18 protein-coding genes are annotated in these 23,962 nt (G+C 67.2%); 13 read left to right on the top strand and 5 right to left on the bottom strand.

The window, feature by feature from the left end; all coding sequences use genetic code 11:
* Positions 1-126 precede the first annotated feature (126 nt).
* Entirely contained in the window at positions 127-1,875 is a 1,749-nt protein-coding gene (locus tag EH231_RS05705; RefSeq protein WP_124712046.1) for a 2-isopropylmalate synthase, read from the top strand.
* Here EH231_RS05705 and EH231_RS05710 read toward each other — a convergent pair.
* Positions 1,862-2,326, bottom strand: coding sequence for a peroxiredoxin (locus tag EH231_RS05710; protein WP_044518452.1), 465 nt, complete (start codon positions 2,324-2,326; stop codon positions 1,862-1,864). The genes EH231_RS05705 and EH231_RS05710 overlap by 14 nt on opposite strands.
* A 63-nt stretch (positions 2,327-2,389) precedes the next feature.
* On the opposite strand from EH231_RS05710, the gene EH231_RS05715 reads away from it, so the two are divergent.
* From EH231_RS05715 to EH231_RS05770, 12 genes are all read left to right on the top strand, one after another.
* Positions 2,390-3,949 (top strand): anthranilate synthase component I, encoded by a 1,560-nt coding sequence (locus tag EH231_RS05715; protein WP_090425839.1) that lies wholly within the window; start codon positions 2,390-2,392, stop codon positions 3,947-3,949.
* Positions 3,946-4,554: a TIGR02234 family membrane protein gene (locus EH231_RS05720; protein WP_090425842.1), complete on the top strand. Its 609-nt coding sequence runs from the start codon at positions 3,946-3,948 to the stop codon at positions 4,552-4,554. The genes EH231_RS05715 and EH231_RS05720 overlap by 4 nt, the downstream gene beginning before the upstream one ends.
* Before the next feature lie 83 nt (positions 4,555-4,637).
* Positions 4,638-5,456, top strand: a complete 819-nt coding sequence (gene trpC, locus EH231_RS05725) for an indole-3-glycerol phosphate synthase TrpC (RefSeq protein WP_090425845.1) — start codon at positions 4,638-4,640, stop codon at positions 5,454-5,456.
* A gap of 37 nt (positions 5,457-5,493) precedes the next feature.
* Positions 5,494-6,759, top strand: coding sequence for a tryptophan synthase subunit beta (trpB, locus tag EH231_RS05730; RefSeq protein WP_090425847.1), 1,266 nt, complete (start codon positions 5,494-5,496; stop codon positions 6,757-6,759).
* A complete protein-coding gene (gene trpA, locus EH231_RS05735; protein ID WP_090425850.1) occupies positions 6,756-7,544 on the top strand; it encodes a tryptophan synthase subunit alpha in 789 nt (262 codons plus the stop codon). The genes trpB and trpA overlap by 4 nt, the downstream gene beginning before the upstream one ends.
* The gene (gene lgt / locus EH231_RS05740) at positions 7,541-9,868 is read left to right on the top strand and encodes a prolipoprotein diacylglyceryl transferase (RefSeq protein WP_124712047.1); all 2,328 of its coding nucleotides are present in this window, start codon (positions 7,541-7,543) and stop codon (positions 9,866-9,868) included. The genes trpA and lgt overlap by 4 nt, the downstream gene beginning before the upstream one ends.
* A 27-nt stretch (positions 9,869-9,895) precedes the next feature.
* The gene (locus tag EH231_RS05745; protein WP_124712048.1) at positions 9,896-10,291 is read left to right on the top strand and encodes an NINE protein; all 396 of its coding nucleotides are present in this window, start codon (positions 9,896-9,898) and stop codon (positions 10,289-10,291) included.
* The gene (locus EH231_RS05750) at positions 10,281-10,694 is read left to right on the top strand and encodes a DUF2752 domain-containing protein (protein WP_124712049.1); all 414 of its coding nucleotides are present in this window, start codon (positions 10,281-10,283) and stop codon (positions 10,692-10,694) included. Before EH231_RS05745 ends, EH231_RS05750 begins: the two co-directional genes overlap by 11 nt.
* Before the next feature lie 85 nt (positions 10,695-10,779).
* On the top strand, positions 10,780-15,348 hold the full coding sequence (gltB, locus tag EH231_RS05755; protein ID WP_124712050.1) for a glutamate synthase large subunit: 4,569 nt from the start codon (positions 10,780-10,782) through the stop codon (positions 15,346-15,348).
* On the top strand, positions 15,341-16,843 hold the full coding sequence (locus EH231_RS05760; RefSeq protein WP_090425865.1) for a glutamate synthase subunit beta: 1,503 nt from the start codon (positions 15,341-15,343) through the stop codon (positions 16,841-16,843). Before gltB ends, EH231_RS05760 begins: the two co-directional genes overlap by 8 nt.
* A gap of 27 nt (positions 16,844-16,870) precedes the next feature.
* Positions 16,871-18,289 (top strand): pyruvate kinase, encoded by a 1,419-nt coding sequence (gene pyk / locus EH231_RS05765; protein WP_090425868.1) that lies wholly within the window; start codon positions 16,871-16,873, stop codon positions 18,287-18,289.
* A gap of 47 nt (positions 18,290-18,336) precedes the next feature.
* Positions 18,337-19,209 carry an acyl-CoA thioesterase II gene (locus EH231_RS05770; RefSeq protein WP_124712051.1) on the top strand — a complete coding sequence of 291 codons (873 nt, stop codon included), beginning with the start codon at positions 18,337-18,339 and terminating at the stop codon, positions 19,207-19,209.
* 6 nt (positions 19,210-19,215) lie between these two features.
* On the opposite strand, the gene EH231_RS05775 is transcribed toward EH231_RS05770, so the two are convergent.
* Genes EH231_RS05775 through cydB form a run of 4 tightly spaced genes read right to left on the bottom strand, consistent with a single transcriptional unit; the run spans position 19,216 to position 23,947 of the window.
* Positions 19,216-19,773, bottom strand: coding sequence for a DUF4190 domain-containing protein (locus EH231_RS05775; RefSeq protein ID WP_090425872.1), 558 nt, complete (start codon positions 19,771-19,773; stop codon positions 19,216-19,218).
* Positions 19,774-19,783: 10 nt separating this feature from the next.
* Complete coding sequence (locus tag EH231_RS05780) at positions 19,784-21,316, bottom strand: ATP-binding cassette domain-containing protein (protein ID WP_124712052.1); 1,533 nt, start codon at positions 21,314-21,316, stop codon at positions 19,784-19,786.
* A complete protein-coding gene (gene cydD / locus EH231_RS05785; protein ID WP_170856274.1) occupies positions 21,303-22,856 on the bottom strand; it encodes a thiol reductant ABC exporter subunit CydD in 1,554 nt (517 codons plus the stop codon). The genes EH231_RS05780 and cydD overlap by 14 nt, the downstream gene beginning before the upstream one ends.
* 50 nt (positions 22,857-22,906) lie before the next feature.
* The gene (gene cydB, locus EH231_RS05790; RefSeq protein WP_090425874.1) at positions 22,907-23,947 is read right to left on the bottom strand and encodes a cytochrome d ubiquinol oxidase subunit II; all 1,041 of its coding nucleotides are present in this window, start codon (positions 23,945-23,947) and stop codon (positions 22,907-22,909) included.
* Between the last annotated feature and the right edge of the window lie 15 nt (positions 23,948-23,962).

The following is a 23,962-nucleotide window of genomic DNA, read 5'->3' on the forward strand; positions in this document are numbered from 1 at the left end:
TATAGTCTACCCATCATGACGCGCGTCCTGCTCCTTAGCCGCCGCGGCGGGGCCTGAATCGACCGGCCCCCTGCCGTGGGGCTGTGTCGCGCCGGTCGAACCTCCCTTCTGACCGAAAGCGCCATCATGACCAGTTCTGTTTTTCCCACCATCGACACCCCTGCCGGAGCCATCCCGGCGAACGCGGCGGCCTGGAACCGGCAGCGTCACTCCCAGATGCCGTCACATCGCTACGCGTCTGTCTATGACCGCGTCGAAGTTCCTCTGGTGCAACGAGATTGGCCGACAGCCCGGATCAACGCCGCGCCGCTGTGGGTGCCGGTGGATCTGCGCGACGGCAACCAGGCACTGGCCGAGCCGATGGATCCGGCCCGCAAACGCCGCTTCTTCGAACTGCTGGTGGCCATGGGCTACAAGGAGATCGAGGTCGGTTATCCGTCGGCGTCGCAGACCGACTTCGACTTCGTCCGGCTGCTGGCGGAATCCGACATCGCCCCGCCGGACGTCACCATCGTGGTGTTCGTGCCGGCGCGCCGCGACCTGATCCAGCGAACCGTGGACTCGGTCCGCGGCATCGGCAACGACGTCGTCATCCACATGTACACCGCCACCGCGCCCACCTGGCGCGACACCGTGCTGGGCAAGGGTCGCACCGAACTGCGGGACCTGATCCTGGCGGGTGCGCGTGACGTTCTCGAATTCACCGAAGGCATGCCGAATGTGAGATTCGAATTCTCCCCGGAGGTGTTCAACCTCACCGAGCCGGACTACGTGCTCGAGTTGTGCGACGCGGTGACCGGGCTGTGGCAGGCCACCCCGGATCGGCCGGTCATCCTCAACCTGCCGGCCACCGTCGAGATCGCCACCCCGAACGTGTATGCCGACCAGATCGAGTACATGCACCGCAACGTGTCTCGTCGCGACAGTGTCATCTTGTCGGTGCATCCGCACAACGACCGGGGTACCGGTATCGCCTGCGCAGAGTTGGCGGTGCTGGCCGGTGCGCAGCGGGTGGAGGGTTGCGTATTCGGCAACGGTGAACGCACCGGCAATGTCGACATCGCCACCCTGGCGCTGAATCTGCATGCCCAGGGCGTGGATCCGATGATCGACTTCTCCGACATCGACGAGATCGCGCGGACGGTCAGCCATTGCACCCGCATGCCCATTCACGAACGCCATCCCTATGTGGGGGACATGGTGCACACGGCGTTCTCCGGAACACACCAGGATGCGATCAAGAAGGGCTTCGCCGAACATCGTCTCCGCGCCACGGCCACCGGTCGGCCCGAAAACGAAATCGATTGGCGGGTACCGTATCTGCCGATCGACCCGGCCGATATCGGCCGCACCTACGACGCGGTGATCCGGGTGAATTCCCAATCCGGCAAGGGTGGCATCGCCTACCTGCTGGCCACCGACTACGGGTTGGAACTGCCGCGCCGGTTGCAGATCGACTTCGCCCGCCACGTCCAGGCGCACACCGACGAAAGCGGTGCCGAGGTCACCGCCGGCGAACTCTTCGATCTGTTCGAGGCGACCTACCTCGACACGTCAGGTCCGGTGCAACTCAAGGACTGGCGCACCGGCGGCGACGGTGCGGCCGCGGTCACCGACCTCACCTTGATGTTCGACGGGCGCACCGCATCCAGCAGCCATCGCGGCATCGGACCGGTGGACGCGCTGCGGGCCGCGCTCGAGGAGATCGGCCGTCCGGTCGAGGTGCTGAGCCTGACCCAGCAATCGATCGGCAGCATCGCCGTCAGCTACCTGGAATACAGGTCGGACGGTCGCACCGGTTGGGCGTGCGGCCGCAGCGATTCGGTGCTCGCCGCGTCGATGGCGGCGGTGCTGCGGGCGGTCAACGCGCCCTGAGCAGCTCCAGCGCCTTGTCGGCATGGGTGTCCATGCTGATCTCGCTTGAGATCACCCCGAGCACGGTGCGATCGGTGTCGATGACGAACGTGGTCCGCTTGACCGGCATGAGCTTGCCGAGCAGGCCACGTTTGACCCCGAACTGGGTGGCCACCTTGCCGTCGGCGTCCGATAGCAGCGGGTAGTCGAAGTTCTGGATGTCGGCGAACTTGGCCTGCTTGGCGACCGGGTCGGTACTGATACCGACCCGGCTCGCCCCGGCGGCGGCGAACTCCGCTGCCAGATCCCGGAAGTGACAGGCCTCCTTGGTGCATCCCGGGGTCATCGCCGCCGGATAGAAGAACAGCACCACCGGGCCGTCGGCGAGCAAGCTCGTCAGACTGCGAATCGTGCCGGTCTGATCCGGCAGTTCGAACTCGGGAACGGTGTCGCCCGTGCTGATCTGTGTCATGGCTGGCTACGCTACGCCGTCTGCATGGCAGGACCGTGGCGCCGATCTGGGAGAATTGTTTCCGTGCAAACCACAGCCACCCACGCTCCGGGATCCTCGGGCGCCGGCTCATCGCTTGCGGTCACCACGTCGCGGGAGGATTTCCGGGCGCTGGCCGCCGAGCACCGAGTCGTCCCGGTGACCCGCAAGGTGCTGGCCGACAGCGAGACGCCGTTGTCGGCGTACCGCAAGCTCGCCGCCAACCGTCCGGGCACGTTCCTGCTGGAATCGGCCGAGAACGGTCGCTCGTGGTCGCGTTGGTCGTTCATCGGTGCCGGCGCCCCGTCGGCGCTGACGGTTCGCGACGACGAAGCGGTGTGGCTGGGGACGGCTCCCAAGGATGCGCCCAGCGGCGGTGAGCCGTTGGCCGCATTGCGGGCCACCCTTGAAGTGCTGCAGACCGAGGCGGTGCCGGACCTGCCACCCCTGTCGTCGGGGTTGGTGGGGTACTTCGCCTACGACATGGTGCGCCGCCTGGAACGGCTCCCGGAGCTGGCGGTCGATGATCTCGGCCTGCCCGACATGGTGCTGCTGCTGGCCACCGACATCGCCGCCGTCGACCACCACGAAGGCACCATCACCCTGATCGCCAACGCGGTGAACTGGAACGGCACCGACGAGCGCGTCGACGACGCCTACGACGACGCGGTCGCTCGGCTGGATGTGATGACCGCGGCCCTCGGCCAGCCGCTGCCGTCGACGGTCGCCACGTTCAGCCGGCCTGCCCCCAACCACCGCGCGCAGCGCACGGTGGAGGAGTACACGGCGATCGTGGAGAAGCTGGTCGGTGACATCGAGGCCGGCGAGGCCTTCCAGGTGGTGCCGTCGCAGCGGTTCGAGATGGACACCGCCGCCGACCCGATCGACGTCTACCGGATGCTGCGGGTGACCAACCCCAGCCCGTACATGTACCTGCTCAACGTCCCCGACGCCGATGGCGGGCTGGACTTCTCGGTGGTCGGCTCCAGCCCAGAGGCGCTGGTCACGGTGAAAGACGGCCGCGCCACCACCCACCCGATCGCGGGAACCCGGTGGCGTGGCAGTACCGAGGAAGAAGACGTGCTGCTGGAAAAGGAACTGCTGGCCGACGAGAAGGAACGCGCCGAGCACCTGATGCTGGTCGATCTCGGCCGCAACGACCTGGGGCGGGTGTGCCGCCCGGGCACCGTGCGGGTCGAGGACTACAGCCACATCGAGCGCTACAGCCACGTCATGCACCTGGTGTCCACCGTGACCGGCGAGCTGGCCGAGGGGAAGACCGCGCTGGACGCGGTGACGGCATGCTTCCCGGCGGGAACCCTGTCGGGGGCACCCAAGGTTCGGGCCATGGAGTTGATCGAGGAGGTCGAAAAGACCAGGCGGGGCCTTTACGGCGGGGTGCTGGGGTACCTCGACTTCGCTGGCAACGCCGACTTCGCGATCGCCATCCGTACCGCGCTGATGCGCGACGGCACGGCCTATGTGCAGGCCGGCGGGGGAGTCGTGGCCGATTCCAACGGTCCCTACGAGTACAACGAATCGGCAAACAAGGCCAAAGCCGTGCTCAACGCCATCGCCGCCGCCGACACATTGGCCGAGCCGTGACGCGGGCAGCGCAGGCGCTGTTCGTCGTCTCGGCCGTGGTGCTGTGGGTCGCGTCGCGGATGACCTGGGTCCAGGTGAGCTCGTTCGACGGGCTCGGCCAGCCCAAGACCACCACGCTGACGGGTGCGTCCTGGTCCACGGCGTTGATTCCGCTGGCGTTGCTGGTGCTGGCGGCAGCGGTGGCGGCACTGGCTGTGCACGGCTGGCCGCTGCGGTTGCTGGCCCTGCTGATCGCCGTGGCCAGTGCGGGCATGGGGTATCTCGCGATCAGCCTGTGGGTGGTCAAGGATGTCGCGGTCCGGGCCGCTGACCTGGCAGTCATTCCCCTCGCACAGTTGACCGGGACCAGTCGTTCCTACGGCGGCGCCGTGCTGACCCTGATCGCTGCGGTGTGTGCGCTCGCTGGTGCGGTGATGTTGATGCGGTCGGCCAACAGTGCCAAGCGCGGCATTGCGGGGCGCTACGCGGCACCCGCCGCCCGACGGGAGGCCGTCAAGGGTGACGACAGCGGGGAGCCGATGTCGGAGCGAATGCTCTGGGACGCGCTGGACGAGGGACAGGATCCGACCGGTGACGGCGGCGATCCGGACAATAAGGGCCGGTGAATGGTGAAGGTGTGGCGGCGGCTACCCTTCCAGGGAGGGCAACCGGGACCGGCCCGGAGGCACCAGAAAGGAACCGACGGGCGATGAGTTCGGCCACAGTGCTCGACTCCATTATCGAAGGAGTCCGCGCCGACGTTGCCGCCCGCGAGGCCGTTATCAGCTTGGCTGATATCAAGGCGCGGGCCCAGGACGCACCTCCGCCGCTCAACGTGATGGCTGCGTTGAAGGAACCGGGAATTGCCGTGATCGCCGAGGTGAAGCGGGCGAGCCCGTCTCGGGGTGAGCTGGCCAATATCGCCGACCCGGCTCAGCTGGCGCGGGCTTACGAGTCCGGCGGCGCGCGGATCATCAGCGTGCTCACCGAGCAGCGCAGGTTCAACGGCTCACTCGACGACCTGGACGCGGTGCGGGCTGCGGTGTCGATTCCGGTGCTGCGCAAGGACTTTATCGTCAAGCCGTACCAGATCCATGAGGCTCGGGCGCATGGTGCCGACCTGTTGCTGCTGATCGTGGCGGCGCTCGAGCAGTCAGTCCTGGAATCACTGTTGGAGCGCACGGAATCCCTTGGGATGACGGCACTCGTGGAGGTGCACACCGAAGAGGAGGCCGACCGGGCGTTGCAGGCCGGGGCCAAGGTGATCGGTGTCAACGCTCGCGACCTCAAGACGCTGGAAGTCGACCGCGACTGCTTCGCGCGCATCGCTCCAGGGTTGCCCAGCAATGTCATCCGTGTCGCGGAGTCCGGAGTCCGCGGAACCGCTGACCTGCTGGCCTACGCCGGCGCGGGTGCCGATGCCGTGCTGGTCGGTGAGGGTCTGGTGACCAGCGGGGATCCCCGCAGCGCGGTCGCCGATCTGGTCACCGCCGGCACGCACCCCTCCTGCCCGAAACCGGCTCGCTGAACCAGGCAATGAGCCGCTTGCACGAAAAGGCACTTTGATGGCGGATCTCGCGGGGCCTGAATTGCCCCGTACCAGCGCAGGCGTTGCCGAACCCACCGTTCACGATCCCGACGCACTGGGCCATTTCGGTTCCTACGGGGGCCGGTTGGTTCCCGAGGCGCTGATGGCGGTGATCGAAGAGGTCACCGCGGCCTATGAGAAGGCCCGCGGTGACCAGGCATTCCTCGATGAGCTCGACCGGTTGCAGCGGCACTACAGCGGCCGGCCGTCGCCGCTGTACGAAGCGACCCGGCTGTCCGAATACGCCGGTGGCGCACGGATCTTCCTCAAGCGAGAAGACCTGAACCACACCGGTTCTCACAAGATCAACAACGTTCTGGGCCAGGCACTGCTGGCACGGCAGATGGGCAAGACCCGAGTCATCGCCGAGACCGGCGCCGGCCAGCACGGGGTCGCCACCGCCACGGCGTGTGCGCTGCTCGGCCTGGAATGCATCGTCTACATGGGTGCGGTGGATACCGCCCGCCAGGCTCTCAACGTCGCCCGGATGCGGTTGCTCGGCGCCACCGTGGTCTCGGTCGAGGCCGGCTCCAAAACCCTCAAGGACGCGATCAACGAGGCGTTCCGGGACTGGGTGACCAACGCCGACGACACCTATTACTGCTTCGGGACGGCGGCCGGCCCGCACCCGTTCCCGCTGATGGTCCGCGATTTCCAGCGGATCATCGGCATGGAGGCCAGGGCACAGATCCTCGATCAGGCCGGCCGGCTGCCCGACGCGGTCACCGCATGTGTCGGCGGCGGATCGAACGCCATCGGCGTGTTCCACGCCTTCATCGACGACCCCGCGGTGCGGTTGGTCGGTTTCGAGGCCGCCGGCGACGGAGTCGAAACGGGGCGTCACGCCGCGACATTCACGGGTGGCTCGCCCGGCGCGTTCCAGGGATCGTTCTCCTACCTGTTGCAGGACGAGGACGGCCAGACGATCGAATCCCATTCGATCTCGGCCGGTTTGGACTACCCGGGCGTCGGGCCCGAGCATGCCTTCCTCAAAGACATCGGCCGTGCCGAGTACCGCCCGGTCACCGATACCGAGGCGATGGACGCGTTCGCGCTGTTGTGCCGCCGCGAGGGGATCATTCCCGCGATCGAGTCGGCGCACGCGGTGGCCGGTGCGCTCAAGCTCGGTCCCGAACTGGGCAGCGGATCGATCATCGTGGTGAACTTGTCCGGGCGCGGTGACAAGGACGTCGAGACTGCCGCCAAATGGTTCGGACTGCTCGACGAGGGGAGCGTGGGATGAGCCGGCTGGCGGAGTTGTTCGACGGCTGCCGTGCCGAGGGTCGTGCCGCGCTGATCGGCTATCTGCCCACCGGGTTCCCCGATGTGCAGACATCCATCGCGGCGATGACGGCGATGGTCGAATCCGGTTGCGACTTGGTCGAAGTCGGTGTGCCCTACTCGGATCCGGGAATGGACGGACCGACGATCGCCGCCGCCACCGAGGCCGCACTGGCCGGCGGCGTGCGGGTGCGCGACACCCTGGCCGCGGTCGAGGCGATCAGCAACGCCGGTGGCCGCGCCGTGGTGATGACGTACTGGAACCCGGTGCTGCGCAAGGGCGTTGACACGTTCGCCCGCGACCTGGCCTCCGCCGGTGGATACGGTCTGATCACCCCGGATCTGATCCCCGAGGAAGCCGTCGACTGGATCGCCGCGTCCGAGGAACACAACCTGGACCGGATCTTCCTGGTCGCCCCGTCCTCGACGCCGGAGCGGCTCGCGGCCACCGTGAACGCGTCGCGAGGTTTCGTCTACGCCGCATCGACCATGGGTGTGACCGGAGCGCGCGATGTGGTCTCGAATGCAGCACCGGAGTTGGTGCGCCGCGTCAAGGAAGTGTCCGACATTCCCGTCGGGGTGGGGCTCGGCGTGCGCTCTGGAGCGCAGGCCGCCGAGATCGGTGCCTACGCCGACGGCGTCATCGTCGGGTCGGCACTGGTGTCGGCCCTGCAGGAGGGGTTGGACTCAGTGCGTCGCCTCACCGAAGAACTGGCCAACGGCGTTAGGCAGAGGATTTCAGCTTGACCACTACCGTGCTCGCGTATTTGCCCAGCCCGTCACAGGGCGTCTGGCATCTGGGCCCGGTGCCGATCCGCGCTTACGCGCTCTGCATCATCGTGGGCATCATCGCCGCGCTGGTGATCGGCGACCGGCGTTGGCAGGCGCGGGGCGGGCAGCCTGGCGTCATCTATGACATCGCCTTGTGGGCAGTGCCTTTCGGCCTCGTCGGTGGTCGGCTGTACCACGTCATGACGGACTGGCCCACCTATTTCGGGCCCACCGGCAAGGGCCTTGGCGCCGCCTTCCAGGTATGGCAAGGCGGCCTGGGCATCTGGGGAGCTGTCGCATTGGGTGGTGTCGGAGCCTGGATCGGTTGCCGCTCGCGCGGAATACCGCTGCCGGCTTTCGGCGACGCGATCGCGCCCGGAATCATCCTGGCCCAGGCCATCGGCCGGCTCGGAAACTACTTCAATCAGGAGCTGTACGGCGGTGACACCACACTGCCGTGGGGCCTGGAGATCTACAAGCGGCTGAATGCCGCCGGCGTGCCCGACGATCTCAACGGGGTGTCCACCGGCGAGGTCCTGCGGGTCGTCCATCCGACGTTCCTGTACGAATTGGTGTGGAACCTCCTGATTTTCGCGCTGCTGATCTGGGCCGACCGCAAGTTCAAACTCGGCCACGGCCGGCTGTTCGCGCTCTATGTGGCCGGCTATTGCGCGGGCCGTTTCATAGTCGAACTGATGCGCAGCGACCCGGCGACCGAGTTCGCGGGTATCCGCGTCAACACCTTCACCTCGACGTTCGTGTTCATCGGCGCCGTCATCTACATCATGCTCGCGACCAAGGGACGGGAAGACCCGGCGACCTTGGCGGGCAAGCCGGAAGAAGACGAATCGGCGGTCGACGAGTTCGGCAAGGAACTCGTCACCGCAGCGGCGACCACCGGTGTCGTTGCGGCCGCAACGGTGGCCGGACAAGACGATGACGACGATGCCGACCACATGCATCCGGACGAGGTCGGCGCCAGCGAAGACGACGGAGCCGAAGCTGCCGCGGCAATCGAACTGAAGGCGATCTCCACAGAGCCTGGCGACTCTGAAGAAGCGGAGGTCGAAGCGGAAGAGGCCGAAGACGAGGCGGAAGCCGAATCCGAGGAAGCCCTCGAGGACGAGGCTGCCGACGAGGACGCCGCTGAATCTGACGACGATGAAGCCGAAACCGAGGCCGAAGATATCGCGGCCGAGACTGAGGATGAGGCGGCAGACGGCGAGGAGGCCGAGCCGGTCGAGTCGGTGGATGCCGACGAGGACGCCGAAGCAGTAGTGGTCGAGGAGCCCGAGGCGGCTGAAGCCGAGGCCGACGTCACGGAAGAGGCCGTCGACGAGGTTGAGTCTGAGGCCGAGAGCGACGTCGAGGTTGCTGAAGTCGAGGTTGCTGAATCTGTCGAATCGGTCGAGGCTGATGAAGCAGACGAGGAAGAGGCTGAAGCACTGGCAGCCGAGGATTCCGAGATCGAGGTCGACGAGGACGCCGCAGTCGAGGAGTCAGAGGCGGCTACCGACGACAAGTCCACCGACGCCGAAGGCGAGGCCGAGGCAGATTCCGAAGAAGCTGCCGACAAGGTCACCGCTGACGAACCCGCGGACGAGCCCGAAGGCGTTGTAGCCGAGGCCGACGTCACGGAAGAGGCCGCGGAAGAAGCAGAAGAAGTTGAGGCCCCTGCCGAGGACGACACCGAGGCAGCTGTTGCCGAGGATGAGGGCGATGCAGGTGACGAGGCCGCCGAGCCCATCGAGTCGGAGGACACCGACGAAGGTGAGCCCGCCGTCCAGGAGGAGTCGGCCGACGAGGTTGCCGTCGAGTCGTCGTCCGCGGATGAGGCCGAGCCGGATGCGGCTGGGGTAGAAGAGAATCCCTCCGAAGCCGAAGCCGAAGCCGAAGCCGAAGCCGAAGCCGAAGCCGAAGAGAGCGACGAGGTCGCGGACGAGGACGGCGACGTGGCTGCTGAGGCTGCGGATGCCGACGAGGATGCCGAGCCTGCTGAGCAGTCCGCCGTCGAGTCCGAAACCGGCGATGTGGCTGACGAACCCGAGGACGACGAGGCTGACGTCGAGTCTGTGTCCGAGGTCGAGACCAAGGCCGCAACCGGCGAGGGCGACGCCGCTGAATCCGCGGATGACGCAGAGTCTGACAGTGACGAGCCGGACGAGGCCGACGATGACGCCGACGACGACGAAGACGATGCCGCAGGCGAGGCCGAGACTGAATCACCGGCCGCGGTCGAGCAGCCCGAGTCGGAGCCGCAAGGCGGCCGGGTGCGGCGCTGGTTCCGGCGCAACCGGTAACAGGCCGGGCTCTGGCATCCTGGTTGCATGACGGATCCGTCTCAGTCCCCAGACCCGTTGGATGGACCGCAGCCGGCCGGCTTTCCGCCGCCTGCGGGATACCCGCCACCACCGGTCTACCCGCCGTATCCGTCGCCGTACGGGGACCCGAGCGCCCCGTATGGCCGCCATCCGATCACCGGTGAGCCGTTCTCCGACAAGTCCAAGGTGATCGCCGGTCTGTTGCAGTTGCTGGGGCTGTTCGGCCTCGTCGGTATTGGACGTATCTACATCGGCGATACCAAATTGGGCGTCATCCAGTTGATCGTGGGTTTGGCCACCTGCACCATCGGCGCCATCATCTGGGGGATCATCGACGCCGTCCAGATCCTCACCGACAAGGTGCGTGACCCGTACGGGCGTCCGCTGCGCGATGGAACATAGCGGCCGTACCACCACCTCGTCTGGGCGGTATTCGCTGCTGGCCGGGGGCGCCCTCGCGGCCGGTGCCCTCACTTACATCGGTGTGGCCGATCCGCACCGTCCGGGCTTCTTGTTCCCGGGATGCCCGTTCAAGGCCCTGACCGGGTGGGACTGCCCGGCCTGCGGCGGTCTGCGGATGACTCACGATCTGCTGCACGGTGACGTGGGCGCAGCGGTCGTTGACAACGTATTCGTCCTGGTCGGCCTGCCCGTCCTGGCGGTGTGGCTGCTGGTGCGTTGGTGGCTGGGCAAGGCGCTGTTCCCGCTGCCTGCGGTGGTGACGATCGTGGTGACACTGGTGGCCTGGACGGTGGTGCGGAACCTGCCGGGCTTCCCGCTGGTCCCGACATTAACCGCTCAGTAGTAGCCCACCTGCGCTGATACACTGAAAATTCGGGCCGGTGCAGTCCCGGGACCAGGATGTTCCGGACTTGCGGAGGTGCGATCAAGTGCTGTTCTCGGCATTGCCAGATGCGCAGGGGCTCTATGACCCCGCCAATGAGGCCGATTCCTGCGGCGTGGCCATGATCACCGATATCCAGGGCCGCCGTTCCCACGGCATCGTCAGCGACGGTCTCACCGCGCTCGAACACCTCGAACACCGCGGTGCTGCCGGGGCCGAACCCAACAGCGGTGACGGTGCCGGCATCCTGTTGCAACTGCCGGTCGAACTGCTGCGCGAGGTGGTCAACTTCGCCCTTCCTGGCCCGGCTGGGGACGGCAGCAACACCTTCGCCGCCGGCATCTGTTTCCTGCCGCAGGACGAGGACGCGCGCAGTGCCGCTCGCGCCCGCGTCGAGGCGTTGGCCGCGGAGGAAGGCCTTGAGGTTCTGGGCTGGCGCACCGTGCCGGTGGATCCGGACGGCGCCGGAATCGGCTCCACTGCGCTGGGTTGTATGCCCCACATGGCGCAGCTGTTCGTCACGACACCGGACGCCGACGGGGGCCGGTCGGGCGGAATCGAGCTCGACCGCAAGGTTTATCCGCTGCGCAAGCGGGCCGAGCAGGGCACGGGCGTGGACGCGGTCTACTTCGCGTCGCTGTCCAGCCGGACCATCGTCTACAAGGGCATGCTGACGACAATGCAGCTGCCGCAATACTTTCCGGATCTGCGCGACGAGCGCTGCGTGAGCGCGATCGCGATCGTGCACAGCCGGTTCTCCACGAACACGTTCCCGTCCTGGCCGCTGGCCCATCCGTTTCGATTCGTCGCGCACAACGGTGAGATCAACACGGTGCGGGGAAACCGCAACCGCATGCACGCCCGCGAGGCGCTGCTCGCCAGCGCCCGGATTCCCGGTGACCTGAGCCGCTTGTCGCCGATCTGTACCCCGGATGCCTCCGACTCGGCGTCCTTCGACGAGGTACTCGAGCTTCTGCACCTGGGCGGGCGCGATCTGCCGCACGCAGTGCTGATGATGATCCCGGAGGCGTGGCAGAACGCCACCACCATGGACGCGGCGGAGCGTGCGTTCTGGAAGTTCCACGCCTCGCTGATGGAGCCGTGGGACGGGCCGGCGTGCGTCACCTTCACCGACGGCACCGTGGTCGGGGCGGTGTTGGACCGCAACGGCTTGCGGCCGGGCCGCTGGTGGCGCACCGTCGACGACCGGGTGATCCTGGCCAGTGAAAGCGGTGTGCTGGATGTGCCGTCGGGCGAGGTCGTCGCGAAGGGCCGCCTGCAGCCCGGCAAGATGTTCCTGGTCGACACCGCCGCCGGGCGCATCGTTCCCGACGATGAGATCAAGGAACAGCTGGCCGCGGCCGAACCCTACGGTGAGTGGCTGCACGCCGGTCTGCTGGATCTCAGCACCTTGCCCGAACGGTCCCGTATCCAGCCGAATCACGATTCGGTGGTGCGCCGGCAGATCGCCTTCGGCTACACCGAAGAGGAACTGCGGATCCTGCTGACGCCGATGGCCGCCTCAGGCGGTGAGCCGCTCGGTTCGATGGGCACCGATACGCCCGTCGCGGTGCTCTCCAAACGCTCACGGCTGCTGTACGACTACTTCGTCGAACTGTTCGCCCAGGTGACCAACCCACCGCTGGATGCCATCCGCGAAGAGGTGGTCACCTCGATGGCCCGTGTCATGGGGCCCGAGGAAAATCTGTTGGAACCCTCGGCAGCCTCGTGTCGCCAGATCGTGCTGCGGTGGCCGGTGCTCGACAACGACGAGCTGAGCAAGATCGTCCACATCAACGACGACGGCGAGCATCCGGGTCTGCGCACCACGGTGCTGCGTGCCCTCTACGACGTCGAACGCGGTGCCGAAGGGCTGGCCGAAGCGCTCGATGACCTCCAGATGAGGGCCACCGAGGCCATTGCCAAAGGTGCTCGCACACTCGTGATCTCCGATCGGGATTCCGACCACACCAGGGCCCCGATCCCGTCGCTGCTGGCGGTCTCGGCGGTGCACCACCACCTGGTGCGCACCAAGGAACGGACCAAGGTGGCACTCGTGCTGGAAAGCGGCGATGCCCGCGAAGTCCATCACATCGCGATGCTCATCGGGTACGGCGCCGCCGCGGTCAACCCCTATCTCGCCTTCGAGTCGATCGAGGATCTGATCCGCGAGGGTGAGCTGACCGGCATCGAAACCGCCACCGCCGTGCGCAATTACGTCAAGGCGCTGGGCAAGGGCGTGGTCAAGGTGATGAGCAAGATGGGCATCTCCACGGTCGCCTCCTACACCGCGGCACAGGTTTTCGAGGCGATCGGGCTGAGCCGCGACGTCGTCGACCAGTACTTCACCGGCACCACCAGCCAGCTCGGCGGCGTCGGGCTGGACGTGCTGGCCGAGGAGGTCAAGCTGCGTCACCGGCGTGCCTACCCGGAGAACCCGACCGAGCGGGTGCACCGTCGCCTCGAGGTCGGCGGTGAGTACGCATTCCGCCGGGAGGGCGAGCTGCACCTGTTCACCCCGGAAGTGGTGTTCCTGCTGCAGCATTCGACCCGGACCGGGCGCCGCGACATCTTCGCCAAGTACTCCGAGGAGGTCGACCGGCTGTCCCGGGAGGGCGGGACGCTGCGCGGCCTGTTCGATTTCAAGAAGGGGCTGCGACCCCCGGTCCCGTTGGAGGAGGTCGAACCGGTCGAAGCCATCGTGACCCGGTTCAACACCGGGGCCATGAGCTACGGGTCCATCTCGGCCGAGGCTCACGAGACCATGGCGATCGCCATGAACAACCTCGGTGGGCGGTCCAACAGTGGTGAAGGCGGTGAGGATGTGGACCGGCTCTACGATCCGCGCCGGCGGAGTGCCGTCAAGCAGGTCGCCTCCGGTCGCTTCGGCGTCACCAGTGACTATCTGGTGAACGCCACAGACATCCAGATCAAGATGGCGCAGGGCGCCAAACCTGGTGAGGGCGGCCAGCTTCCGGGCTACAAGGTGTACCCCAACATCGCCAAGACCCGGCACTCCACGCCCGGTGTGGGGCTGATCTCGCCACCTCCACACCACGACATCTATTCGATCGAGGATCTCGCCCAGCTGATCCACGATCTGAAGAACGCCAATGCCGACGCGCGGATCCACGTGAAGCTGGTCAGCAGTGTCGGGGTCGGCACGGTGGCGGCCGGGGTGTCCAAGGCGCACGCCGACGTGGTGTTGATCTCCGGGTACGACGGCGGCACCGGAGCGGCGCCGTTGACCTCGCTCAAACACGCCGGGGCGCCGTGGGAGATCGGGCTGGCCGATACCCAGCAGACGTTGGTGCTCAACGGTTTGCGGGATCGGATCACCGTTCAGTGCGACGGCGGCATGCGCAGCGCACGCGATGTGATCGTGGCCGCCCTGCTCGGTGCCGAGGAGTTCGGCTTCGCCACCGCACCGCTGGTGGTGGCGGGCTGCATCATGATGCGAGTCTGTCACCTGGATACCTGCCCGGTCGGGGTGGCCACGCAGAACCCCGAATTGCGGGCCCGGTTCAACGGCAAGCCCGAGTTCGTGGAGAACTTCTTCACGTTCATCGCCGAGGACATCCGCAGGTATCTGGCCGAGCTGGGATTCCGCAGCATCGACGAGGCGGTCGGCCACGCCGAGGTGCTCGACACCGATCCCGGTGTGGCGCACTGGAAGAGTCGCGGCCTCGATCTGAGCCCGATCTTCGCGCTACCGACCGATGCCGACGGCGCCGTGCTCACCCAGCGGCGGCGGGTCCGCGATCAGGACCACGGACTCGACCAGGCACTCGATCAGACCCTGATCCAACTCGCCGAGGGTGCGTTGGAGGATGCCCACCCGGTTCGGCTTGAGCTGCCCGTGCGCAACGTCAACCGCACGGTGGGCACGCTGCTGGGGTCGGAAGTCACCCGTCGCTATGGCGCGGCAGGATTGCCCGACAACACCATTCACATCACGTTGACCGGCTCGGCCGGCCAGTCGATCGGAGCCTTCCTGCCGCCGGGAGTCACGCTGGAACTGATCGGTGACGCCAACGACTATGTGGGCAAGGGGCTTTCGGGCGGACGAGTGATCGTGCGGCCGCCCGATGACGTGCTGTTCCTACCCGAGGACAATGTGATCGCCGGCAACACCCTGCTCTACGGCGCCACCTCGGGTGAGGTGTTCCTGCGGGGCCGGGTCGGTGAACGGTTCTGTGCCCGCAATTCCGGGGCCTTGTCCGTTGTCGAGGGCGTGGGTGACCACGCGTGTGAGTACATGACGGGTGGCCGGGTGGTGATCCTGGGTAAGACGGGACGCAACCTGGCGGCCGGCATGTCCGGCGGCATCGCCTTCGTGCTCGGCCTGGACCCGGCCCGGGTCAACACCGAGATGGTGCAACTGCAGCAGTTGGAGGCCGAGGACCTGACCTGGCTGCACGACGTGGTCGCGGCCCATGCGCGCCACACCGGCAGCACGCTGGCGGCCTCGATCCTGGCCGACTGGCCGAGGCGCAGTGCGCAATTCACCAAAGTAATGCCCACCGACTACCAGCGTGTGCTGCAGGCGACCCGGATGGCCAAGGCCGAGGGACGTGATGTGGACAGCGCGATCATGGAGGCCAGCCGTGGCTGATCCGACCGGATTTCTTCGGGTACCCAAGATCGAGGCCGCCAAGCGGCCCGTCGAGGAACGTGTGGGGGACTGGCGCGAGGTCTACGAGCGTGAAGATCCCAACGAGCGCGCCGGTGAGGTGGCGCAGCAGGCACGTCGCTGTATGGATTGCGGTATCCCGTTCTGCCACTCCGGCAAGGCCGGCTGCCCGTTGGGCAACCTGATCCCGGAATGGAATGACTTGGTGCGGCGCGGCCGCTGGGACGCGGCCAGCGATCGTCTGCACGCCACCAACAACTTCCCGGAGTTCACCGGGCGGCTGTGCCCGGCGCCATGTGAGTCGGCCTGCGTGCTGTCGATCGCCGAAGAGCAGACCGGCGGCAGTGTGACGATCAAGAGGATCGAGCAGACGATCGCCGATCACGCCTGGATGAACGGCACGGTCGAACCTCAGCCGGCCGCGATCTCGACCGGCAAGAGCGTCGCCGTCGTCGGGTCGGGCCCGGCGGGTTTGGCTGCCGCACAACAACTCACCCGCGCGGGCCACGAGGTCACGGTCTACGAGCGCGATGACCGGGTGGGTGGGCTGCTGCGCTACGGCATCCCCGAGTACAAGCTCGAGAAGTCGGTGCTCAATCAGCGCCTGGCCCAGATGCGTGCCGAGGGCACGCGATTCGTCACCGAATGCGAGGTCGGCGTCGATCTCACCGTCGAGCAGCTGCGCCAGCGTCATCAGGCGGTAGTGCTTGCGGTCGGTGCGCTACGGGGACGCGACAACGAGGTGCCCGGCCGGGAACTCGATGGTGTGCACCTGGCCATGGAGCACCTGGTTCCTGCCAACCGGGAGTGCGAGGGCGACTCGTCAACACCGATCTCGGCGGCGGGCAAACACGTGGTGATCATCGGTGGCGGTGACACCGGCGCCGACTGCCTGGGCACCGCGCACCGGCAGGGCGCGGCCACGGTGACTCAGCTCGACTACAACGCCGAGCCGCCCGAGACCAGAGACGACGACCTCTCGCCGTGGCCCACGTGGCCATTGGTGCTGCGAACCTCCCCGGCACACGCCGAAGGCGGCGCCCGCCGCTTCGAGGTGGCTGTGCAGCGATTCATCGGCGACGACAACGGCCATGTTCGGGCCATCGAGATCGCCGAGGTCCGGGTGACCAGGGACGCCCAGGGACGCCGCGAGATCACCCCGGTGGGCGAGTCGTTGCAGATTCCCTGCGACCTGGCACTGCTGGCGATCGGGTTCGAGGGCGTCGAGCACATGGCGTTGCTCGACGGGTTGGACCTGAAACTGACCCGGCGCGGCACCGTGTCCTGTGGTTCGGACTGGCAGACCGATGCTCCCGGGGTGTTCGTGTGCGGCGACGCGCACCGGGGCGCCTCGCTGGTGGTGTGGGCCATCGCCGAGGGCCGCAGCGCGGCGCATGCGGTCGACGCGTACCTGATGGGCGAGTCGGATCTGCCGGCCCCGGTGCGGCCCGGCACCCTCCCTCTGGCCGTCATCTGAATCGATTAACGACTATGCTGACGTGACGTGAGCAGACGCGGAAAGATCGTTTGTACGCTTGGCCCCGCTACCAGCACGGATGAGACGGTGCGGGCCCTGGTGGAAGCTGGCATGGATGTCGCCCGGCTGAACTTCAGCCATGGTGACTACACCGACCACGAGGCCGCCTACAAGCGGGTGCGGGCGGCATCGGATGCCACCGGCCACGCCGTAGGCGTGCTGGCTGACCTGCAAGGACCCAAGATCCGGCTGGGCCGCTTCGCCGATGGTCCCACCTACTGGGCGGCCGGCGAATCGGTGCGGATCACCGTCGACGACTGTGTGGGCACTCACGACCGGGTGTCGACCACCTACAAGCGGTTGGCCGAGGATGCCCGGCCGGGGGATCGGGTCCTCGTCGACGACGGCAACGTCGGTCTGAAGGTCGACGAGATCGACGGCACCGACGTGGTCTGCACGGTCACCGAAGGCGGCCCGGTCAGCAACAACAAGGGCATGTCACTGCCCGGGATGAACGTGACGGCGCCGGCGCTGTCCGAGAAGGACATCGAGGATCTCGAGTTCGCGCTGCGCTTGGGCGTTGATCTCATCGCATTGTCGTTCGTCCGTTCGCCCGCCGACATCGAACTCGTCCATGAGGTGATGGACCGGGTCGGCCGGCGCGTTCCGGTGATCGCCAAGCTGGAGAAGCCGGAGGCCGTCGAAAACCTCGAGGCGATCGTGCTGGCGTTCGACGCGATCATGGTCGCCCGCGGTGACCTCGGCGTCGAACTGCCGCTGGAGGAAGTGCCGCTGGTCCAGAAGCGCGCCATCCAGATGGCAAGGGAGAACGCCAAACCCGTCATCGTCGCCACCCAGATGCTGGAGTCGATGATCGAAAGCTCCCGGCCCACCCGGGCCGAGGCCTCCGACGTCGCCAACGCCGTCCTCGACGGTGCCGACGCGGTGATGCTCTCCGGGGAGACCTCGGTCGGCAAGTATCCGCTGGAGGCCGTCAAGACGATGGCCCGCATCATCAAGGCGGTCGAGGACAACTCGGTGACGGTGCCGCCGCTGACCCACACCCCCCGCACCAAGCGCGGCGTCATCTCCTACGCGGCCCGCGATATCGGTGAGCGGCTCGATGCCAAGGCGCTGGTGGCGTTCACCCAGTCCGGGGACACCGTCCGCCGCCTTGCCCGGCTGCACACCCCGCTTCCGGTCCTGGCGTTCACGGCGCTTCCCGAGGTTCGCAGCCAGCTGGCGCTCACCTGGGGCACCGAGACGTTCATCGTGGCGCAGATGGCCAGCACCGACGACATGATCCGGCAGGTCGACAAGTCGCTGCTGGATCTTGGCCGCTACAAGCGCGGTGAGCTGGTGGTCATCGTCGCAGGCGCCCCGCCGGGCACAGTAGGCTCCACGAATCTGATCCACGTGCACCGCATCGGGGAGGACGACGTCTAGCGGTCCTCAGCCGGAGAGCGCCTAGAAAAGATCTCGAAAGGCATTCCTTGACACACCCGGATTTCGAGGAGCTGCTGGCTGTTCTCGATTTGAATCGCGTTGACGACAATCTGTTCATCGGTTCGCATCCGAGCAAGAACCCGGTGCGCACCTTCGGTGGGCAGATGATCGCGCAGGCTTTCGTCGCCGGCGGCCGCACGCTGGAGCACAAACTCGCCCCGAGTGCGTTGAATGCGCACTTCATCGCCGGTGGCGATCCGGAGAAGGATCTGGAGTTCCACGTCGTGCGGCTGCGCGACGAGCGCCGGTTCGCCAACCGCCGCGTGGATGTCATGCAGGACGGCAACTTGCTGACCACGGTGATGCTGTCCTACATGAACGCCGGCCGGGGGCTGGAGCACAGCGTGCCCGCGCCGGAGGTTCCGCATCCGGACACGCTGCCCAAGATCGATGAGCTGCTACGCGGCTATGAGAAGACGGTGCCGTTGTTCGTCGAAGCTCTGCGCCCCATCGAATGGCGGTACACCAACGATCCGTCCTGGGTGATGCGTGACAAAGGCGGCAGGCTCGATCACAACCGGGTGTGGCTCAAGACCGAAGGCGTGATGCCCAGCGATCCCGTGCTGCACGGCGCGGCCCTGGTGTACTCCTCGGACACCACGGTGCTCGATTCGATCATCACCACCCACGGGTTGTCCTGGGGGTTCGACCGGATCTTCGCGGTGACGATGAACCACTCGGTGTGGTTCCACCGGCCGATCAAATTCGACGAGTGGGTGCTGTACTCCACCACTTCGCCGGTCGCTGCGGAATCCCGCGGGCTGGGCACCGGACACTTCTTCGACACCTCGGGCCACTTGTTGGCGACGGTGGTGCAGGAAGGCATCGTCAAGTACTTCCCCGATGCCGCCAAGTCGTGAGACCGCTCAGCGGGTAGGCGTCGGCGTAACGCCGAACGAATCCTCGACCCGTCGCTCGAATTCTTGCTCGCACTGCTGCTGGGCCGCGGTGTCGTCGCCGGCGCGCTGCAGGCACTCCACGTAGTCGTGGCCGCCGACGTCGTTGAACCATCGTTCACCGAAGTGCACCCAGATGCCGATGAACACCAGCGACAACACACAGGCGATGGCGCCGAGCACGATCCCCGAAACAGCAACGCCGCCGTTGGTGGCCTCGCCGCGCCGGCTGCGTCCTTGGGCGAGGAATCCGAGGATGACGGCGGTGACGCCGAATACCAGCCCGCCGATCACCGACCACGTCAACAGCAGGGCGAAGATCGCGACCACGAGCGCCGCGATGCCCAGCCCGTTGGCGGGGCCGCGTTGGATGGGTTGCATCGGGTACCCGCCGTACGGCGGCGGGGCCGGAGGGTAGGCCCCCGGATATGCGCCCGGCGGCGGCCCGTATGGGTACGCCGGTGGCGGGGGAGGTCCGGCCGGCTGTGGCTCGTCAGACCCGGGCGGGTTGGATCGCTCGTCGGTCATGCCTGTGAGGTTACTCGCTGATCGCTGCGCCGGGTTGTGGGCAACGGACGACGGGACAGTCGAGCGTGTCGGGAAGGTGGTGGGTGGCGACGACGACGGCCCGCTCAGCGGCGAACCAACCACCCGGAGTGAGGATTTCGGTGAGGATCCGTTGACCGTCGGCGGCGTCGAGGTTCTCGGTCGGCTCATCGAGCAGGACGAAGGAGAAATCTGACAGCAGCACCCTGGCCAGGAGCAGCCGGCGCCGCTGTCCGGCCGACAGAGCGGTGTGGCCGCCTTCGAGCACGGTCGACAACCCCTCGGGCAGGCCGGCCAGCCAGTCGGCGAGGCCGACACGCTGAATCGCGGAGGCCAGTTCCGTATCGGTGGCGTCCCCGCGGACCACGAGCAGATTGTCCCGGACAGTCGTCTCAAAGATGTGCGCGTCTTCGGCGAAAAAGGCTGCACACCTGGAACTTCCGTTGAGCTTGTCGGCCAGTGCCATGAGCAGGGTGGTCTTGCCCGAGCCACTGGGGCCGACGACGGCGAGCCGCCCCCCGGCGGGCAGATCGACCGGTGAGGCCGGTGGCCGCCGGCGGGCCGCGGGGTCGCTCTCGGTGAGTTCGAGGAGACGCCGTGCGGCGATGCGGGCCTTGGTGAGCCCGACGGCGGCGTCGGGGAGGGCGGTGGTTGCCTCGAAGGCCGACAGCGGCAACAGCATCAGGATGGCCAGTGTGGTCGGCGCGGTCGTGGGAGCCAGTGCGATGCCGGCGACGACGGCGCCCAGGACGCTCGCGCCGATGGCGATGCTGGGCATGGCAGCGGCCAGCGCTGCCGGGGCCGCGGCGCGGTCGGCGGCTCGCCCCCAGTCGCGGTGGTGACGCTCAGCGGTGGCGATCACCCCGTCGAGCCGTCCGCTCACCCGCAACTCGGGGGCGTACTCGAGGGCCAGCATCGTCGCGGAATCGCGGTCACTACGGTGTTGAACCGCAACGGATTCCGCAGCGGCCACCGCGCGGGCCGTGAGAGCGGGGGCGACTACTCCGGCGATCAGCAGGGACAGTCCCAATACGGCGGCGGCGCTCGGTGAGATGAGTGCGATGACGCCAACGGATATGCAGCTGAGCACCGTGGCCACCACGATCGGCAACACCGAGCGCACCAGCACATCGGCCAGTTCATCGACGGAAGTCCCGACCCGGGCCACCAATTCACCACTCGGCAGCCGCATAGCATCGTCTTCGGGGCCCGTGGCGAGCTTGCGGTAGAGCCCGGTGCGGGCGTTGGCTGCCGCCCGCAGTGCCGTGTCGTGAGCGGCCAGTCGCTGGCAGTAGCCGAGGACGCCGCGCGAGATGCCCAGCGCACGTACCGCCACGACGGCCACGGACAGGTCGAGGATCGGGGGCATCTGCCAGGCGCGGGTGATCAACCATGCCGAGACACCCGCCAGGGCCAGGGCACTGCCGAGCGACAGCACACCGAGAACGCCGGCCAGGATCAGCCGACTCAACCGGGGGCGCAGCAGATCCAGCGTCAGCCGCAGCAACGGATCACGACGAAACATGAACGGCACCAATCGTGATCACCCGATCGCCGACGGCCAGTATCGGGTCCCGGTGCCCGACCACCACCACCGTGGCGCCCGCGTGCGCCCGTGCGACGACGGCCTGCAGCACCCGCTGCTCCAGAGCGGCATCCAGGTGAGCGGTGGGCTCGTCGAGCAGCAGCAACCGCGCGGACGACCCGAGGGTGCGGGCGAGTCCCAGCCGCTGTCGCTGGCCCAGGGACAAACCGACGCCGGTGCGACCGATCTGGGTGTCGAGGCCGTCGGGAAGATCGGCGAGAACGTCATCGAATCCGGCGTCGCGGCAGGCTCGGTCCAGGTCGGCCAGCGGTCCCAGCAGCTCCAGGTTTTCGCGGACGGTGCCGGGGATGAGGACCGGACGGTGGGGAAGCCAGGCGATACTGTGCCACCACGTCGTCGGATCCAGGTCGGCGACATCGACGCCGTCGACCCGCACCGGTCCCGATGGCAGCGTGGTCAAGCCGAGAATGGCTTGCAGCGCAGTGGATTTTCCGGCCCCGTTGGGTCCAGTCAGCACGGTGACCCGGCCGGGTTCGATCGCCGGGCCCAGACCGTCCAACTGTATTGTCGGTGCGGAGCCCGGCACCCGGACGCCACCTTGGACCGGTGCATGCGTCTCGCACAGCCGAAAAGCTTGTTCTGCGGCGGTTTTGCCGTCCTGCGCGGCGTGAAAGGCCGCGCCCACCCGGCGCAACGGCCAGAACACTTCGGGAGCCAGCAACAGGACCGTCAACCCGGCCGCAAGGGTCATCTCGCCGTGTACCAGCCGCACACCGACACTCACCGCCACCAGGGCCACGCCGAGGGTGGCCAGTAGCTCCAGCACCAACGAGGACAGGAACGCGATCCGTAGCGTCGCCATCGCCGAGCGGCGATGCGCAGCAGCCAGTTCGGTGATCCGCTGCACCGATCCGGCGGCCCGGCCGAGGGCGCGCAGTGTCGGGATGCCTGCCACCAGATCGAGCAGCCGGGCCTGCAGCGTGGTCATCGCTGCCAGCGCGGCGGCCGAGCGCTCGGCGGTGACCAGGCCGATCAGCACCATGAAGATCGGGATCAGGGGGAGCGCGATCACCACGATCGCGGCGGCCTGCAGGTCGTAGCAGGCCATCACCACCACCGCGACTGGAGTGAGGACCGCGGCCTGCACCACCGCGGGCAGGTAGCCGGTGAAGTAGGGGCGCAGGCCGTCCAGGCCCCGGGTCACCACTGCCGCAGCGGCATCCCGGTCGGTCGCCAATCGCCTTGGCGGCAGGGAGGTCACCGAGCGCAGTACCTGGCTGGACAACTCGCCTATCACCGCTGTCGCGCCGCGCTGCGACAGCCGGCCCTGGAGCCAGTGCGCGGCCGCGCGTAGAAGCCAGAGCGCACACAGCGTGACGATGGCGGCACCGTGGCGGGTCGCCGAGCCCGGATCGGTGATGATCCCGGCGACGATGTGTGCCAGCACAACGGCTGCCGCGATCGTGCTGACGCTGATGGTTACCCCGCACCCTACTGTCGCCAGGAGGTGGCGCCGCAGTGCCGCCGTCGACCCGGTGGCGCCGCGGACGCCGAGTGCGCGCCAGAGATTCAGGCCGACCGCCGCGACAACCCGATGGGGGCTGGGATGCGATCCGCCGAAATCCGCTTGCGGAACACCCAGTACGTCCAGCCCTGGTACACGAGAACCAGAGGCAGCAGCGTCAACGAAGCCCAGGTCATGATCTTCAAGGTGTAGGGGGTCGACGAGCCGTTGTAGATCGTCACGCCCCAGTCCGGGTTCAGGGTCGAGGGCAGCAGATGCGGGTACATCGCGCCGAACAGCAGGACCACGACGGATGCCACGACCACCACGGTGGCGACGAATGCCCACCCTTCCCGCGACCGCGACCACATGAGCGCGACCGAGACGAGCAGCGCGATCACGGCTACCGCCAACGGCGCCCAGGTCCACGGCTTGCCGTAGGCCAGCTGCGTCCACAGCCCGAAGCCGCCGGCCAACAGGATCACCGGCAGGGTCAGGATCCGGGCGAACCGGAAGGCGTCATCACGCACGGGCCCTGCGGTTTTCAACGCGATGAACACTGAGCCATAGAACGCGAACAACGAGGCGGTGGCCAGGCCGCCGAGCAGCGTGTAGGCGTTGAGCACGTCACCGATCGAGGTATGGACCCGATGGTCGGCGTCGATCGGTAAGCCGCGCACCAGGATTGCGAAGGCAACGCCCCACAGTATGGCGGGCAACCACGATCCCACCGCGATGCCCAGGTCGGCCCACTTGCGCCATTTGGTGTCATCGATCTTGCCGCGCCACTCGATGCCCACGATTCGCAGGATCATCCCGAACAGAATCGCCAGCAGCGGCAGGTACAACGCGGAGAACAGGGTTGCGTACCAGTTCGGGAATGCCGCGAACATCGCCGCACCCGCCGTGATCAGCCACACCTCGTTGGCGTCCCACACCGGTCCGATGGTGTTCAGGACTGCGCGCCTACGGCTTTCCGGATCACCTTCTCCCGCACTGCCCAGCGGGGCCATCAGCATGCCGACGCCGAAGTCAAAGCCTTCCAGCACCACGAATCCGAGGAACAGAACGGCGATGAGTATGAACCAAAGTTCTTGGAGTCCCATCTGTGATCAGTCCTC

The organism is Mycolicibacterium nivoides (assembly GCF_003855255.1).
Classification (GTDB): domain Bacteria; phylum Actinomycetota; class Actinomycetes; order Mycobacteriales; family Mycobacteriaceae; genus Mycobacterium; species Mycobacterium nivoides.

What these genes read in the sequence shown, in the direction of transcription:
- EH231_RS05750 (WP_124712049.1), top strand. Translation starts at nt 10,281, where the DNA reads ATGGAACATAGCGGCCGTACCACCACCTCGTCTGGGCGGTATTCGCTG.
- trpB (WP_090425847.1), top strand. Translation starts at nt 5,494, where the DNA reads ATGGCGGATCTCGCGGGGCCTGAATTGCCCCGTACCAGCGCAGGCGTT.
- EH231_RS05710 (WP_044518452.1), bottom strand. Translation starts at nt 2,326, where the DNA reads ATGACACAGATCAGCACGGGCGACACCGTTCCCGAGTTCGAACTGCCG.
- EH231_RS05775 (WP_090425872.1), bottom strand. Translation starts at nt 19,773, where the DNA reads ATGACCGACGAGCGATCCAACCCGCCCGGGTCTGACGAGCCACAGCCG.
- EH231_RS05780 (WP_124712052.1), bottom strand. Translation starts at nt 21,316, where the DNA reads ATGTTTCGTCGTGATCCGTTGCTGCGGCTGACGCTGGATCTGCTGCGC.
- EH231_RS05705 (WP_124712046.1), top strand. Translation starts at nt 127, where the DNA reads ATGACCAGTTCTGTTTTTCCCACCATCGACACCCCTGCCGGAGCCATC.
- cydB (WP_090425874.1), bottom strand. Translation starts at nt 23,947, where the DNA reads ATGGGACTCCAAGAACTTTGGTTCATACTCATCGCCGTTCTGTTCCTC.
- EH231_RS05745 (WP_124712048.1), top strand. Translation starts at nt 9,896, where the DNA reads ATGACGGATCCGTCTCAGTCCCCAGACCCGTTGGATGGACCGCAGCCG.
- trpA (WP_090425850.1), top strand. Translation starts at nt 6,756, where the DNA reads ATGAGCCGGCTGGCGGAGTTGTTCGACGGCTGCCGTGCCGAGGGTCGT.
- trpC (WP_090425845.1), top strand. Translation starts at nt 4,638, where the DNA reads ATGAGTTCGGCCACAGTGCTCGACTCCATTATCGAAGGAGTCCGCGCC.